The 14,628-nt window shown below is 63.4% G+C and carries 14 protein-coding genes; 3 read left to right on the top strand and 11 right to left on the bottom strand.

Annotated elements, in window-relative coordinates:
• Positions 1-64: 64 nt before the first annotated feature.
• Complete coding sequence (gene chvE, locus D1012_RS00525; protein WP_118149399.1) at positions 65-1,132, bottom strand: multiple monosaccharide ABC transporter substrate-binding protein; 1,068 nt, start codon at positions 1,130-1,132, stop codon at positions 65-67.
• A 171-nt stretch (positions 1,133-1,303) separates the two neighbouring features.
• Between chvE and D1012_RS00520 the strand changes: the two genes are divergently transcribed.
• A complete protein-coding gene (locus D1012_RS00520) occupies positions 1,304-2,224 on the top strand; it encodes a LysR family transcriptional regulator (RefSeq protein WP_118149398.1) in 921 nt (306 codons plus the stop codon).
• Positions 2,225-2,230: 6 nt separating this feature from the next.
• Here D1012_RS00520 and D1012_RS00515 read toward each other — a convergent pair whose 3' ends face one another.
• Both D1012_RS00515 and gnd read right to left on the bottom strand, forming a co-directional pair.
• The gene (locus tag D1012_RS00515) at positions 2,231-3,178 is read right to left on the bottom strand and encodes a 2-hydroxyacid dehydrogenase (protein WP_118149397.1); all 948 of its coding nucleotides are present in this window, start codon (positions 3,176-3,178) and stop codon (positions 2,231-2,233) included.
• 82 nt (positions 3,179-3,260) lie between these two features.
• On the bottom strand, positions 3,261-4,661 hold the full coding sequence (gene gnd, locus D1012_RS00510) for an NADP-dependent phosphogluconate dehydrogenase (RefSeq protein WP_118149396.1): 1,401 nt from the start codon (positions 4,659-4,661) through the stop codon (positions 3,261-3,263).
• A gap of 227 nt (positions 4,662-4,888) precedes the next feature.
• Here gnd and D1012_RS00505 point away from each other — a divergent pair, with 227 nt between their 5' ends.
• The gene (locus D1012_RS00505) at positions 4,889-5,644 is read left to right on the top strand and encodes an SDR family oxidoreductase (RefSeq protein WP_118149395.1); all 756 of its coding nucleotides are present in this window, start codon (positions 4,889-4,891) and stop codon (positions 5,642-5,644) included.
• On the top strand, positions 5,641-6,138 hold the full coding sequence (locus tag D1012_RS00500; protein WP_118149394.1) for a gluconokinase: 498 nt from the start codon (positions 5,641-5,643) through the stop codon (positions 6,136-6,138). The genes D1012_RS00505 and D1012_RS00500 overlap by 4 nt, the downstream gene beginning before the upstream one ends.
• Before the next feature lie 12 nt (positions 6,139-6,150).
• Here the strand turns inward: D1012_RS00500 and D1012_RS00495 are convergent, their stop codons facing one another.
• The 8 genes from D1012_RS00495 to D1012_RS00460 all read right to left on the bottom strand — a co-directional run bounded on the left by D1012_RS00495 (position 6,151) and on the right by D1012_RS00460 (position 14,579).
• A complete protein-coding gene (locus D1012_RS00495) occupies positions 6,151-7,002 on the bottom strand; it encodes an amidohydrolase family protein (protein WP_118149393.1) in 852 nt (283 codons plus the stop codon).
• Positions 7,003-7,017: 15 nt separating this feature from the next.
• A complete protein-coding gene (locus D1012_RS00490) occupies positions 7,018-7,863 on the bottom strand; it encodes a fumarylacetoacetate hydrolase family protein (protein WP_118149392.1) in 846 nt (281 codons plus the stop codon).
• Between the two features lie 11 nt (positions 7,864-7,874).
• On the bottom strand, positions 7,875-8,612 hold the full coding sequence (locus D1012_RS00485) for an SDR family oxidoreductase (protein ID WP_118149391.1): 738 nt from the start codon (positions 8,610-8,612) through the stop codon (positions 7,875-7,877).
• Between the two features lie 59 nt (positions 8,613-8,671).
• Positions 8,672-10,180, bottom strand: a complete 1,509-nt coding sequence (locus D1012_RS00480) for a UxaA family hydrolase (RefSeq protein ID WP_118149390.1) — start codon at positions 10,178-10,180, stop codon at positions 8,672-8,674.
• Between the two features lie 6 nt (positions 10,181-10,186).
• Positions 10,187-10,981 carry an L-fucose dehydrogenase gene (locus D1012_RS00475; RefSeq protein WP_118149389.1) on the bottom strand — a complete coding sequence of 265 codons (795 nt, stop codon included), beginning with the start codon at positions 10,979-10,981 and terminating at the stop codon, positions 10,187-10,189.
• Positions 10,982-11,052: 71 nt separating this feature from the next.
• Positions 11,053-12,000 carry an ABC transporter substrate-binding protein gene (locus tag D1012_RS00470; protein ID WP_118149388.1) on the bottom strand — a complete coding sequence of 316 codons (948 nt, stop codon included), beginning with the start codon at positions 11,998-12,000 and terminating at the stop codon, positions 11,053-11,055.
• A gap of 63 nt (positions 12,001-12,063) precedes the next feature.
• Positions 12,064-13,062, bottom strand: a complete 999-nt coding sequence (locus tag D1012_RS00465; RefSeq protein WP_118149387.1) for an ABC transporter permease — start codon at positions 13,060-13,062, stop codon at positions 12,064-12,066.
• Positions 13,059-14,579 (bottom strand): sugar ABC transporter ATP-binding protein, encoded by a 1,521-nt coding sequence (locus D1012_RS00460; protein ID WP_118149386.1) that lies wholly within the window; start codon positions 14,577-14,579, stop codon positions 13,059-13,061. The genes D1012_RS00465 and D1012_RS00460 overlap by 4 nt, the downstream gene beginning before the upstream one ends.
• Positions 14,580-14,628 lie beyond the last annotated feature (49 nt).

Here is a 14,628-nt window from a genome sequence, read left to right as displayed (position 1 = left end):
CATCCCCTCCCCGAGGAACCGGGCCTGCCCGCCGGTGGCAGACAGGCCCGGAGGTCTTTGCCGATTACTTCAGCTGGTCAGCGGTGTAATAGCCCGAACCCACGAGGATCTCTTCGTAGTTCGACGCATCGACCGAAACCGGCTCCAGCAGATAGGACGGCACGACTTTGACACCGTTGTCATAGGTTTCGGTGTCGTTGATTTCCGGCTCTGATCCGGTCAGCAGCGCCTCGACCATGCCCACGGTCACGCGGGCCAGTTCACGGGTGTCCTTGAACACGGTGGAATACTGCTCGCCTGCGATCATCGACTTGACCGACGGCACTTCGGCATCCTGGCCGGTCACAATCGGCATCGCCAGATCACCCGAGCCATAGCCCACGCCCTTGAGCGACGACAGAATGCCGATCGACAGCCCGTCATAGGGCGACAGCGCGCCGTGCAGAACCTTGTCGCCGTAGTTGGCGGACAGCAGGTTATCCATGCGCGACTGCGCCACAGCGCCATCCCAACGCAGGGTGCCGACCACATCCATGCCCATCTGACCCGATGGCACAGCGATATCGCCGGAATCGATCAGCGGTTGCAGGACCGACATCGCACCGTTGTAGAAGAAGAATGCGTTGTTGTCGTCGGGCGAGCCGCCGAACAGCTCGACGTTATGCGGTTTCACATCGGGGAAGCGTTCGTTCAGGCCGGCAACAAGGCTGGTGGCCTGCTGCACGCCGACCTTGAAGTTGTCGAAAGTGGCGTAATAGCTGACATCGCCGCTTTCGCGGATCAGACGGTCATAAGCGATGACCTTGATGCCCGACGCCGCGGCGTTTTCCAGCGCGTTCGACAGGGTGGTGCCGTCGATGGCGGCGATCACCAGAACCTTGACCCCTTTGGTGATCATGTTCTCGATCTGGTTCAGCTGGTTCGGAATGTCATCTTCGGCATATTGCAGATCGGTGCCGTAGCCGGCTTCGGTGAACTGTTTCACCATCGACTCGCCATCCGAGATCCAGCGGGCCGAAGATTTGGTTGGCATCGAAATGCCGACGGTGCCCTTGTCCTGGGCAAAGACGGGGCTGCCCAGAAGCGTGGCGGCGACCGCCAGCTTGAGCACAGCGCGTTTTGTGAATTGCATGTCTTTCTCCTCCCATTTGCCATGAAACACGGCACTGTCGCGGCGGTTTGTCCGTTCCGGTGCAGTTTGCGCACCGGACCGCGATCAGGCGGGACATTGACGCCGCGATACATCATCGTCAAATGAGATTGTATGAAGAATATACTGCATCATTGATATGAATGGATCGCCATGGCGCTGCCCCTGCACCACCTGAAAATGACCCATCTGCGGCTGCTGGCGCATCTGGCCGAGACGCGGCGGATCACGGCGGCGGCGGATCTGATCGGGGTGTCGCAACCCACAGCCTCGCGGCTGATTGTCGAGATCGAGGATATTCTGGGCCAGCCTATTCACGAACGCAGCGGGCGGGGAATCGCCCTGACCGTGGTTGGCGACGCCTTGGCCAGACGGGCGCGGCGCATTCTGACCGAACTGCAAGAGGCGACGGTGGAGGTTTCGGGCCTCGTCTCGGGCGACTCGGGCCATCTGCGGCTGGGGTCGGTGACCGCGCCCGCGCTGGGGTTGATGTTGCCCGCGTTGCGCACGCTGCGCCTGACCCACCCGAATATCACCGCCGATGTGACCGTCGCCCCCTCGGCGCTGCTGTGTCAGGAGTTGCGGGCGGGGCGGCTGGATCTGGTGCTGGGGCGGCCATCCGAGCCGCGCGACCATGAGGAGTTTGTGACCCTGCCGCTGGATACCGAGCCGGTGGCGCTGCTGGTGCGGCAGAATCATCCGCTGGCGGGCAAGCGCGATCTGGTGCTGCCAGAGCTGATGCGGTTTGACTGGGTGATGCCCGCCGATACCTCACCGCTTGGCATGGCAATGGCGCGAGCGTTCCGCGATCACGGGATGCCCCCGCCCCGGCAAAGCCTGACCACGGCGTCGTTTTTGCTGACGCTGACCATGGTGCGGCAGACCAATGCCATCGCCCCGCTGGCCCGCGCGGTGACCGATATTTTTGCCGGGCCAGAAGGCGGGTATGCCACGCTGGACTCGCCGCTGCAGATCGACGTCGGGTCTTATGGGCTGATGACCCGGCAGGGGCAGGCGCGGACGCCTGCCCTGAACCGGCTGATTGACCAGATCGTGGGTCAAGTGCCGCTGTAGCGCGGCTCAGTTCACCCGCGACAACAGCGGCTGACCGTTGAAATGCGCGTCCAGATTGGCGACGGCCAGCTGGGACATCGCCGCGCGTGTTTCCCGCGTGCCGCTGGCGTGGTGCGGGTAGAGCGTGACATTGGGCAGCGCGGTCAATGCGGGGTCGGGGTTGGGTTCGTTCCAGAACACATCCAGCGCGGCATGACCCAGATCGCCCGCGCGCAGCGCGGCGATCAGCGCGGGTTCGTCCACCACCGAACCCCGGCTGACATTGACCAGCGTGCCCTGCGGGCCAAGCGCGCGCAGAACGGCGGCGTCGATCAGGTTCATCGTGCCCGTGCCCCCCGCCACAATGACGATGAGGATATCGGCCCATGTCGCCAGCGCGGTCAGGTCGGGCTGAAACGGGCAGTCCACCTCTGGCTTTTCGGTGCGGCTGAAATAGGCGACTTGCAGCCCCGACGCCTCGGCCCTTGGCAGGATGGCCTGACCGATCTTGCCCATGCCGACGATACCCAGCCGTTTGCCGCGCAGCGAGGATTGCAGCGGAAACGGTCCGTCGCGGCCCCAGTCGCCCGAGGTGACATGCGCATGCGCCGCCACCAGCCCGCGTTGCGCGGCCAGTGTCAGCATCATCGCGGTGTCGGCCACATCATCGGACAGCGCGTCCGATGTGTTGGTCAGGGGAATGCCACGCGCGGTCAGCGCGGCGACGTCAAGGGTGTCATAGCCCGCCGATCCACAGGAGACGATCTGCAACGCAGGCATCTGCGCGATCATCTGCGCCGTTAGCGGCGTATGGCCATTGGTGATCACCGCCTGAATGCGCGGCCCAAGATCGGCCAGCAGCGCCGCCTGTGCAGCAATATCGGCGAGGTCATGGCGGTGCAAGGTGTAGCGGCTGGCCAGATCATCCAGGAAAGCAGGAAGCGGCGGGGCCATCACCAGAAGGTCGGGTTTCATGAGACAAATCCTTTTGGTCAAGTCAGGGCGACCGGCCAGAGCGGGCTTTGGCCAGTGCTGTGCGGATCAATATCCGATCCTTTCAGGCCGGATTGCCCCAGGGTCCGTGAGGCGCCTGTGTGCCATCCAGCCGGTCAAAGCCATGCGCGCCAAAGAAGTCGCGCTGGCCCTGAATCATGTTGGCCGTGCCGCGCGCCTGGCGCATCAGATCAAACCACGCCAGACCCGCCGACAACGCCGGAAGCGGCAGACCTTGCAACGCGCCTTCGGCCACCACCCGGCGCAGGGCGGGCAGACCCGCATCCAGCCGGTCGGCAAAGAACGGCGCAAGGATCAGGTTGCGCGCGGGGTCTTCGGCCAGAGCCTGCGCCATGTCATTCAGCATCGACGAGCGGATGATGCAGCCCGCGCGCCAGACCCGCGCAATCGCGGGCATGTCGAGCGCCCAGTCAAAATCACGCGCGGCGGCGGTCATCATCGCAAAGCCCTGCGCATAGCACAGGATCTTGCCCGCGATCATCGCCTGTTCAAGATCCTCAAGCGGCAGCGTGATCTTTGCCTCTGTCCCGCCAAACCGGGCCTGACCTGCGGCGCGCTCGGCGCGGCGAGCCGAAACGTTGCGCGCCATCACCGCAGCCTCGATCACCGGGACCGGGGCCGCCAGATGCTGCGCCTCTACCGCTGTCCAGCGCCCGGTGCCTTTTTGGCCTGCGGCATCAACGATCATGTCCAGCATCGGGCCGCCAGCAATCGGGTCTGTCGCGGCGGCGACCTGAGCCGAAATCTCGATCAGGTAAGATTGCAGCGGCCCCTTGTTCCAGCGGTCGAATACCGGAGCAATCTCGGCGGCGGACAGGCCCATGCCATCGCGCATCACACCGTAAACTTCGGAAATCATCTGCATATCGGCATATTCGATGCCATTGTGCACCGCCTTGACGAAATGCCCCGCCCCCGATGGCCCCATATGGTCGGCGCAGGGTGTGTCGTCTTCGGCCCGCGCGGCGATGGCTTGCAGCAGCGGTTTCATCTGCGCCCAGGCCGCATCCGGGCCACCGGCCATGATGGCGGGGCCATGGCGCGCGCCCTCTTCGCCGCCCGACACGCCGATGCCCATGAAGCGGAACGTCAGGCCCGCCGTATCGCGGCGGTTGGTGTCACGAAAGTTGGCGTTTCCGGCGTCGATCACCAGATCCTCCGGCCCCAGCAGCGGCGCAAGCGCGGCCAGTTGGTCATCCACCGCCTGCCCTGCGGGCACCATCAGGATGATGGCACGCGGCGGGGTAATGGCCTGCACCAGACCGGCCAGAGTGTCGGTCGGCGTGATGCGCGCGGCAAGATCGCCCGCATCGGCCTGAAACTGCTGCGTGACCGAGGCTGTCCGGTTCCATACCGCAATCGGGAAACCCTTTTCTGCGATGTTCAGTGCCAGCGCGGCACCCATCGTGCCAAGGCCGATCAGGCCGGTATGAGTTGCGGTCATGATGAGGGGAGTCCTTTGCAGTTCGGTAACAGGGGTATAGTCCACGCAACGCGTGGAATTAAAGGGCCGGTTGATCTTCCACCGGGAAATATCAACCGCAATTGCGCCGGGCTGAAGTGCCGGCCAGGGCGGTTCCGGTCCTTGACACGGGCGCGTTAGCGTTAACATAAACGAAACACAAAGCGATGGTCGAGGGTCTTTGAACAGAGCCTTGCAGGGGGGCGGACATGGGATTGCAGCTTTTTGACCTGAGTGGTCGGCGCGCGTTGATTACCGGATCATCGCAGGGCATTGGCTTTGCTCTGGCACAGGGGCTTGCTGCCGCTGGGGCGCGGGTGGTGCTGAACGGGCGGGATGCGGACCGGCTGGCTGCGGCTGCGGCGCAGATACCGGGCGCGCAGATGCTGGCGTTTGATGCGACCGATCATGACGGGGTGCGCGCGGCGGTGGATGGGTTCGAAGCCAGCCACGGCGCCATCGACATTCTGGTGAACAATGCCGGGATGCAGCACCGCGCCCCGCTGGAAGAGTTCCCCGCCGAGGCGTTCGAGCGGCTGTTGCAGACCAATATCGCGTCGGTGTTTCATGTCGGACAGGCTGTTGCGCGCCACATGATCGCGCGCGGGCGGGGTCGGATCATCAACATCGCCAGCGTTCAGACTGCCCTCGCCCGTCCCTCCATCGCGCCCTATACCGCAACCAAAGGTGCGGTCGGCAATCTGACCAAGGGCATGGCGACGGATTGGGCGCGCCACGGGCTGAACTGCAATGCCATTGCACCGGGCTATTTCGAAACGCCGCTCAATGCCGCGCTGATGGCCGATCCTGCCTTTACCGACTGGCTGGAAAAGCGCACCCCGGCCGGGCGCTGGGGCCGGGTCGAAGAATTGCAGGGGGCATGCATCTTTCTGGCGTCGGATGCCGCCAGTTTCGTCAACGGGCATATCCTCTATGTCGATGGCGGGATCACGGCATCGCTATGAGCCTGCGTGTCATCATCATGGGCGTCGCGGGCTGCGGCAAATCCTCGGTCGGCGAAGGAGTGTCGGCGGGCTTGGGCATTCCCTATCTCGACGGTGACGATCTGCACCCGGCGACGAATGTCGAGAAAATGCGGGCTGGCACGCCCCTGACCGATGCCGACCGCTGGCCGTGGCTGGACCTTGTGGCGCGGGCGTTGGCGGATCAGGCGCCGGTTCTGATCGGGTGTTCGGCGCTGAAACGGGTGTATCGCGACCGTATCCGGGCAGGCGCAGGCGGCGAGGTCCGCTTTGTCTACCTTGACGGATCACGCGATCTGATTGCCGGGCGGATGGCGCAACGCAGCGGGCATTACATGCCACTGTCGCTGCTGGACAGCCAGTTTGCCGCGCTGGAGGTGCCGGGACCGGACGAAGCCTTTGCGGTGCAGATTGATCAACCGCTGGAGGCGATCATCGCGGCGATTGCCGGGCATCTGCGCAGCGCGCAGGGCTGAGGCGCGGGGGGCCTACAGCCGGTAGACCTGTCGCGCGGTTTCCATACCGATGGCGTGCTGTTCATCCGGCGACAGGTCGCCGAGCAAATCGCGGGTAAGGTCGATCCAATCGGGCAGCGTGCTGTGGATATTCACCACCGGCCAGTCGCCCCCCCAGAGAATGCGGTCTGGCCCGAAGCAGTCAATCATATGTGCCACATAGGGGCGCAACAGCGCTGCGCTGACCGTGCCGGGCGCGCAATTGGCGGTGATGCCGGACAGTTTGGCGTAGAGATTGGGGAAATCCGCCAGACGGCGCAGGCTCGCGGCCCATGGGGCAAACGCCCCGGCGGCAATGTCGGGATTGCCGCAATGGTCGAGGACAAAGATCTGGTCGTCATGAGTTTTGATAAGGTCTTCGGCCAGATCATGCTGGCGCGCGAGAACACACAGATCAAACGTCAGACCCCGCTGCCCGATTTTGCGCAGGTTGGCGCGGAAGATCGTGGATTGTGACAGCCCATCCTCCACCACATGCAGGATGCGGCGAAAGCCTTTGACATGGAGCGTTTCGCATTCGTCGAGCCAGGCATCAAAGCCGGCATCGTCTTCGGGGCGGCACGAGGCGATCTGCCCCAGCACCCCGCCCGCACCCGCCGGAGCAGGACCGACAAGGCCCGCAATGATGCGGGCCTCGGTCTTGTAATCCGCGTCATCGACGCCGGTTTCCATGAACAGACTGCCGATGACCCCCTTGCCAGCCGTCAGCGCGGCATAATCGGCCGGGCTGAAATCGCGATTGGCCAGCGCGGGAAGGGCATGTGTCCAGCCATAGCCCAGCTGATCCCGCAGGATCAGGTGCTGGTGGGTGTCGATCAGGTCCATCCAAGATCTCCCGGTTCAGGCGTCGGCGATGACATCCTGGCGCTGCTGGCCCAGACCTTCGATCCCCAGTTCGACCACATCACCCGCTTTGAGATAGCGCGGCGGTTTCTGGCCCATACCGACGCCGGGCGGGGTGCCGGTCGAAATCACGTCGCCGGGATGCAGGGTCATGAACTGCGACAGGTAGCTGACCACATGAGCGACGCCGTAAACCATGGTTTTCGTCGAGCCATCCTGCACGGTCTGGCCATTGACGGTGAGCCACATTGACAGGTTCTGCGGATCGGCCACCTCGTCGCGCGTCACCAGCCAGGGGCCAAGCTGGCCAAAGTTGTCGCAGCTTTTGCCCTTGGTCCATTGGCCCGCACGTTCGGTCTGAAACGCGCGTTCGCTGACATCATTGGTCACGGCATAGCCCGCAACGTGGTTCAGCGCATCGGCTTCGGAGACGTGTTTGGCCTTGGTGCCGATGATGACGGCCAGTTCCACCTCCCAGTCGGTTTTCTCGGAGGTGCGGGGGATGATGATCGGATCATGCGGGCCGACGATGGCGCTGGTGGCCTTCATGAAGATCACCGGCTCTGGCGGGACCGGCATGCCGGATTCGGCGGCGTGGTCGGCGTAATTCAGACCGATGCAGATGAACTTGCCAGTGCCTGCAACGCAGGGGCCAAGGCGGGTATCGGCAGAGACGACCGGCAAGCTGCCCACGTCGATGCCGCGCAGGGCGGACAGGCCGGCATCAGACAGCACGGCGCCCGCAATATCGGGCACGATGCCGGTCAGGTCGCGGATGGTGCCATCCGAATGCAGCAGACCGGGACGTTCAGCGCCGGGTGCGCCATGACGGAGAAGTTTCATATCAGATCCTTTCAGGTATTCGACCAGCCGCCGTCGATGACATTGGCCGTGCCGGTGACGAAAGCGGATTCGTCGGAGGCGAGGAAGAGAACAAGGGCGGCGATATCTTCGGCCTGCGCGAGCTTGCCCGTAGGTTGACGGGCCAGAAAGGCTTTGCGCCCGGTCTCATAGTCGCCGGTCGCAGCCATGCGCTCTTGCAGCGATGGGGTATCGACCGTGCCCGGGCAGACCGCATTGCAGCGGATGCCCTTGGTGATGAAATCAGCGGCGATGCTTTTGGTCATGCCGATCACGGCGGCCTTTGTGCTGGAATAGACAAAGCGGTTGGGCACCGCGATGATGGATGACGCGACCGAGGCCATGTTGATGATCGACCCGCCGCCGCCCTCGATCATCGCGGGCAGAAAGGCCCGGCACATGCGGTAGGCGGCGGTCACGTTCAGATCAAAGGAAAACGCCCATTGATCGTCGTCGCACTCCAGAATGGTGCCGTTGGCGACAAAGCCGGCGCAGTTGAACAGCACATCGACCCGGCCAATGTCAGCGGCCATCGCGGTGATGGCGGCGGGATCACGCACGTCGAGCAGGCGGGTTTCCACGCCCGGCGCGGCAAGATCCGCCAAAGCCGCCGCGTTGATATCGGTCGCGATGACCTTGGCGCCTTCGCGCGCCATGGCAAGCGCCGAGGCGCGGCCAATGCCCTGCCCCGCTGCCGTGACCAGTGCGGTTTTTCCGTTCAGCCGTCCCATGAAACTTCCTGTCTTCTACCGGTCATGTCTTTGCGTTGCGCTGTCTGTCGGCAACGGTGTTACATCACTGCGCCGATCTGCCAAGGCACGAATTCCGCGCCGCCAAAGCCCAGGGCTTCGGATTTTGTGACCTCGCCGCTGGCGACCTTGATGAACAGCTCGAACATCTCGCGTCCCTTGTCGGTCAGGGACACCCCGCCGTCGATGATGTCGCCGGTGTTCAGGTCCATGTCTTCTTCCATGTGCCGGAACATCTCGGAGTTGGTCGCGACCTTGATGCAGGGCACCGGCTTGTAGCCCGAAACAGAGCCGCGCCCGGTGGTGAACACGATCAGGTTGGCCCCGGATGCGATCTGGCCGGTGACGGAACAGGGGTCGTAGCCGGGGCTGTCCATGAAGACGAAGCCCTTTTTGGTGATCGGTTCGGCGAACAGATACACATCTTCCATCGGGGCGGTTCCACCCTTGGCAACAGCGCCGAGGGATTTTTCCAGAATGGTGGTCAGCCCGCCGCGTTTATTGCCGGGGCTGGGGTTGTTGTTCATCTCGCCCTTGTTGCGGGCGGTGTAATCTTCCCACCAGCGGATGCGGTCGATCAGTTTCTCGCCGACCTCGACACTGACGGCGCGGCGGGTCAGCAGGTGTTCGGCCCCGTAGATTTCCGAGGTTTCCGACAGAACCGTGGTGCCGCCATGCTGCACCAGCAGGTCCGATGCCACACCCAAAGCCGGGTTGGCGGTGATGCCGGAATAGCCATCCGAGCCACCGCATTGCATGCCGATCACCAATTCGGAGACCGGGATCGGCTCGCGGGTATAGGCGTTCGCAATATCCGCCATCTCACGCAAAGCCTCGACCCCGCGCTCAACGGTTTTGCGGGTGCCGCCCATTTGTTGAATGGTCATGTGGCGAAAGTTGTTGTCGGCCCGCATGCGGCCCCGGCCCACCAGATCCGGGATCTGGAGAACTTCACAGCCCAGACCGACCAGCAGGATGCCGCCAAAGTTCGGGTTCTGCGCATAGCCCTGCAGCGTGCGCATCAGGGTGGCGTAGCCCTCGTCCGACCCGGACATGCCACAGCCGGAGGCATGGGCAATCGGCACGATGCCATCGACATTGTGCAGCGCCTTGAACCAGTCGGATTTCTCGGCCTCTTCGGCGATGAAGCGGGCGACCGAGCCCGAGCAGTTCACCGAGGTCAGCACGCCAAGGTAGTTGCGGGTGCCCGCTTTGCCATCAGGGCGGCGGAAGCCCATGAAGGTGCGGTTTTCGTTGGCCGGGGGCAGCGGCTTTGCCTCGGCGGCAAAGGCGTAATCCTGCGCGTGGTCGGACATGGCGATGTTGTGGACATGCACATGCGCGCCTGCGGGAATATCCTGCGTGGCGGCCCCGATGATCTGGCCATAGCGGCGGATATTTTCGCCAATGGCAATCGCCCGGTTCGCCAGCTTATGACCGCGCGCAACCGGGGTGGTGATCATCACCCCAAGCGCCTCGGCCCCCGGAGCCAGATCGGTCAGGGCAATATCGACATTGTCATCGGAGTTCAGACGGATGCTGATCGGCATGGGACCTCAGGTCGTTGGAGCAAGGGTAGAGAGCGCGCGGTCAAGGTGGGTATAGCCCCCATCGACAAACAGCCACTGTCCGGTTGTATGACCTGCCCTTTCAGACAAGGCGAAAACGGTGGTTGCGGCCATTTCTGTATCCAACGTCATGCGTTGGCCCAGCGGAATGCGGGCGGTGATTTCGGCCAGCTGCGCATCGGGGTCGTCCATCGTGTCGAGCCAGCGGCGATAGAGCGGGGTCATCACTTCGGCCGGGATCACGGCGTTGACGCGCACGCCATCACCGGCAAGGGCGGCGGCCCATTCGCGGGTCAGCCCCAGTTGTGCCGCCTTGGCCGCGACATAGGCAGAGGTGCCGCCCTGCCCGGTGACAGCAGTTTTGGAGCTGATGTTTACAATTGCGCCTTTGCAGGCTTTCAGGTCCGCCATCAGCAGATGTACAAGCGTATAATAGTGGATCAGGTTCTGGTTCAGCGACGCGCGAAACGCCTCTGGCCCGGCATCCAGGCCCACGCCATCATTGGCCCCGGCATTGTTGACCAGACCGTAAACCTGACCCCAGCGCTCATGAGTTTCTGCCACCGCGCGGCGACAGTCCTCATCCAGCGACAGATCGGCCTTGATCCAGCCTGCACGGGGCGATTTCGCCACAAGGGCGGCCAGAAAGCCATCATCCGGCGCGCGGCGGGCATAGATCACCGGGATCGCGCCCTCTTCGGCCAGCGTCATGCTGATCGCGGCCCCAATGCCAGAGCCGCCCCCGGTCACGACCACGATTTTGTCTTTCAGCCCCAGATCCATATTCTCTTCCTTACAGAATTGGGTGGCCCCGCGCACGGCGGAGCCACCCGGTCTTTCCCTGTGGTCAGGGATCAGTCGTACAGGACGGCGGCGATTTCCGGCGCGTCCATATTGCTCGCGTCATACCATGCAAAGCCCGAGTCGATGGTCTTTGGCAAGGTTTCGCCCTTGGTCGCGGCAATCGCGGCCTTGACCGTTTCATAGCCCATACCGACCGGGCTTTGGGTGATGGCCCCGGCCATCAGACCATCGCGCACGGCGGCCTTCTGTGCCGCGCCCGAGTCGTAGCCGATCACGATCAGCCCTTGGGTATTGGTTTCACGCACAGCGTTGATCACGCCCAGAGCCGAGCCTTCGTTTGCGCCAAAGATGCCCTTCATATCGGGATGCGCGGTCAGCATCGCCTTGGTGATCTCGGTCGACATCAGCTGATCGCCAGCACCATACTGGATATCGACGATTTCGATATCCGGATAGGCCTCGGCCACACGGTTCACAAAACCATCGCGGCGGTCGATCCCGGTGCGCGAGGTCTGGTCGTGGACCACCAGCGCCACCTTGCCCGCACCGCCGATCAGTTCCGCCATCTTGTCGGCGGCCATTGCGGCGGCGGCAAGGTTGTTGGTGGTGACGGTGGTTGCCGGAATGTCGCTGTCGACGCCGGAGTCAAAGGCGATGACCGGGATGCCTGCCTCTTGGGCCTGACGCAGCAGTGGGGTGGCGGCCTGACTGTCGAGGGCGGCAAAACCAAGAGCCGCAGGCTTTTTGGCCAGAGCGGCAGAGAGCATATCCATCTGCTTGTCGACCTGAGCCTCGGTATCGGGCCCCTCGAAGGTGACTTCGACACCGAATTCTGCGGCGGCCTTGTCGGCGCCTGCCTTCACGGCTTGCCAGAACTGATGCTGAAAGCCTTTGGAAATCAGCGGAATGTAGATCTTGTCCTGCGCCGAGGCGAGGCTGGCAGACAGCATCAGCGCGGTGGCAGATGCGCAGGCAAGCAGGGTGCGTCTGGTGAACATCGGGTATCCTCCCATGGTGTCGATGTTGATGACTGCGGGGCGTTCGTCGCCCTCTGGTATGTGTCAGCTGGCCGCGCGACGGCGGCGCAGCATGTCGGCATAGACGGCGGCGATGATGATGCCGCCGGTCACGACGGTCTGCCATTCCTGTGCCACCGACATGACGCGCAGCCCGTTCAGCAGGACCGCCATGATCAGCGCGCCGATCATGGTGCCAAGGATCGAGCCGCGCCCGCCCGCCAGCGAGGTGCCGCCGATCACGACAGCGGCGATGGCGTCCAGCTCATACCCAAGGCCAAGTGCGGGCTGGGCGGAATTGAGGCGCGAGGCGATGATCAGGCCCGCAATGCCACAAATGCTGCCAGCCAGAGCATAGATCGCGATTTTCCACGCATCTGTGTTGACGCCCGACAGACGCACCGCCTCTTCGTTCGAGCCAAGGGCAAAGCAATAGCGCCCGAGCACGGTGCGGTTCAGCACATAGCCGATCACCAGCGCCAGCACGAACAGGATCAGCACGCCATTGGGCACCGGCACCGTAGGGACGATTTTTCCGATCAGCGAGCCGGTCGATATCTGGGAAAATCCGGGGGTGTCGTTGAAATAAATCGGCTTGGTGCCGGAAATGACCAGCGACAGCCCCTTGAGGATCAGCATCATGCCCAGCGTGGCGATGAACGGCGGGATCTTCATCTTGGCGACCAGTGTGCCGGAAATGGTGCCGCAGATGGCGCCTACCGCGATGGCCCCGACGATGCCAAGGGGCAGCGGCATACCGGCATTGGTCAGGATCACCCCTGCCATGACGGCGCAGAATGTCATCAGCGTGCCAACCGACAGATCAATGCCGCCAGTGATGATGACCAGCGTGGCCGCGATGGCCAGAACGCCATTGACCGACGTGGCCTGCAGGATGGCAAGGATATTAGAGGTTTGCAGAAAATTTGGTGAGGCCACCGAAAAGAACACCAGAAGCGCGATCAGGCTGGCAAAGGCCAGCAGCTTTTGCTGCGCGCCAGAGGCGGGTTTGCGGGCCGGAGTGGCGGCGGGCAGGGTCGTCATGCAAGAGCCTCCTCGGGTGATCTGTGCTTCAGGGTGGCAAGGCGCATGATTTCTTCCTGACTGGTGCCCGGACCACCGGGCAGGATGCCGGTCAACCGGCCTTCGCACATCACGGCAATGCGGTGTGACAGGCGCAGCACCTCGGGCAGTTCGGAACTGATGACGATGATGGCTTTGCCATCCGCAGCCAGCGCCTGCATCAAGCGATAGATTTCCGCCTTGGCGCCCACGTCGATGCCGCGCGTCGGCTCATCAAAGATCAGGATGTCGCAGTTGCGCAACAGCCATTTGGCGATGACGATCTTTTGCTGGTTGCCGCCCGACAGCAAGCGCACCTCTTGCCGGTCTGACGGGGTGCGGATCGCCAGTTGCGCGATGTAGTCACGCGCGGTCTTTTCCAGCGCCGCCTCGTTCAGCACGCCTATGGCGTTGGAAAACCGGGCGAGGCTGGTCATGCCGACATTGGCGCGCACATCCAGACCAAGGGCGAGGCCAAAGTGTTTGCGGTCCTCGGACAGATAGCCGATGCCTGCGTCAACGGCGTCTTTCGGGCTGCGGATCGTCTCGGTCTTGCCATGCACGATGATCTCACCGCTGTCGCGCGGATCGGCACCAAAAATCGCCCGCGCAACTTCGGTGCGCCCTGCCCCCATCAGCCCGGCAAAGCCAAGGATTTCGCCCTGCCGCACGCTGAAGCCCACATCGCGGATGACCCGCCCCCGGTTCAGACCGCGCACTTCCAGCGCCACCGGCGCTGACGACAGGTCGGGAATATCGACATGCACGTTTTCCAGCGCACGCCCAACCATCATGCTGATGATGGTTTCAATCGGCGTGTCGGCGGCGTTGACGGTGCCGACATAGGCCCCGTCGCGCATGATGGTCACGCGGTCGGAAATGCGGCGGATCTCATCCATCTTGTGGCTGATATAGACCACGCCCACGCCTTCGGCCCGCAACCCCCGGATGATGGCGAACAGCTCGTTGGTCTCGGCCTCGTTCAGCGCGGCGGTGGGTTCGTCCATGATCAGGATGCGCGAGCGGAACGACAGCGCCTTGGCGATTTCCACCATCTGCTGCCGCGCGACCGACAGGCTGCGCACCTCGGCGCGCGGGTCGATGTGCACCTTCATCTGGGCAAAGATCGCCTGCGCATCGGCGTTCAGTTGCGCCTCATCCAGACGGCCAAAACTGCGGCGCGGTTCGCGGCCGATAAAGATGTTCTGCGCCACGCTCAGGTCGTTCATCAGGGCCAGTTCCTGATGGATGATGCCGATCCCCAGTGCCTGCGCCGCGCGCGGGCCATGGATGCTGACAGCCTGCCCCGAGACTTCGACCGTGCCACCATCGGGCTGATAAATGCCCGACAGCACCTTCATCAGCGTGGATTTTCCCGCTCCATTCTCGCCCATCAGCGCATGCACTTCGCCCGGCATCAGGTCAAACTGCGCCGAACGCAAAGCGTGGACACCGGGAAAATGCTTGTCGATACCGGTCATGCGCACAAGTTGGGTCATGCCAGCCCTACGGTGCCAAGGCCGCTCAAACCTGTCCGCCTGACACATC

The organism is Pseudotabrizicola alkalilacus, from assembly GCF_003443995.1.
Classification (GTDB): Bacteria; Pseudomonadota; Alphaproteobacteria; order Rhodobacterales; family Rhodobacteraceae; genus Pseudotabrizicola; species Pseudotabrizicola alkalilacus.
The sequence above is the reverse complement of the archived record's forward strand: the minus strand, read 5'-3'. Positions and strand labels throughout refer to the sequence as shown.

Bases quoted from the DNA above. Each gene is read 5' to 3' on its own strand.
- chvE (WP_118149399.1), bottom strand. From the start codon at position 1,132: ATGCAATTCACAAAACGCGCTGTGCTCAAGCTGGCGGTCGCCGCCACG.
- D1012_RS00520 (WP_118149398.1), top strand. From the start codon at position 1,304: ATGGCGCTGCCCCTGCACCACCTGAAAATGACCCATCTGCGGCTGCTG.
- D1012_RS00515 (WP_118149397.1), bottom strand. From the start codon at position 3,178: ATGAAACCCGACCTTCTGGTGATGGCCCCGCCGCTTCCTGCTTTCCTG.
- gnd (WP_118149396.1), bottom strand. From the start codon at position 4,661: ATGACCGCAACTCATACCGGCCTGATCGGCCTTGGCACGATGGGTGCC.
- D1012_RS00505 (WP_118149395.1), top strand. From the start codon at position 4,889: ATGGGATTGCAGCTTTTTGACCTGAGTGGTCGGCGCGCGTTGATTACC.
- D1012_RS00500 (WP_118149394.1), top strand. From the start codon at position 5,641: ATGAGCCTGCGTGTCATCATCATGGGCGTCGCGGGCTGCGGCAAATCC.
- D1012_RS00495 (WP_118149393.1), bottom strand. From the start codon at position 7,002: ATGGACCTGATCGACACCCACCAGCACCTGATCCTGCGGGATCAGCTG.
- D1012_RS00490 (WP_118149392.1), bottom strand. From the start codon at position 7,863: ATGAAACTTCTCCGTCATGGCGCACCCGGCGCTGAACGTCCCGGTCTG.
- D1012_RS00485 (WP_118149391.1), bottom strand. From the start codon at position 8,612: ATGGGACGGCTGAACGGAAAAACCGCACTGGTCACGGCAGCGGGGCAG.
- D1012_RS00480 (WP_118149390.1), bottom strand. From the start codon at position 10,180: ATGCCGATCAGCATCCGTCTGAACTCCGATGACAATGTCGATATTGCC.
- D1012_RS00475 (WP_118149389.1), bottom strand. From the start codon at position 10,981: ATGGATCTGGGGCTGAAAGACAAAATCGTGGTCGTGACCGGGGGCGGC.
- D1012_RS00470 (WP_118149388.1), bottom strand. From the start codon at position 12,000: ATGTTCACCAGACGCACCCTGCTTGCCTGCGCATCTGCCACCGCGCTG.
- D1012_RS00465 (WP_118149387.1), bottom strand. From the start codon at position 13,062: ATGACGACCCTGCCCGCCGCCACTCCGGCCCGCAAACCCGCCTCTGGC.
- D1012_RS00460 (WP_118149386.1), bottom strand. From the start codon at position 14,579: ATGACCCAACTTGTGCGCATGACCGGTATCGACAAGCATTTTCCCGGT.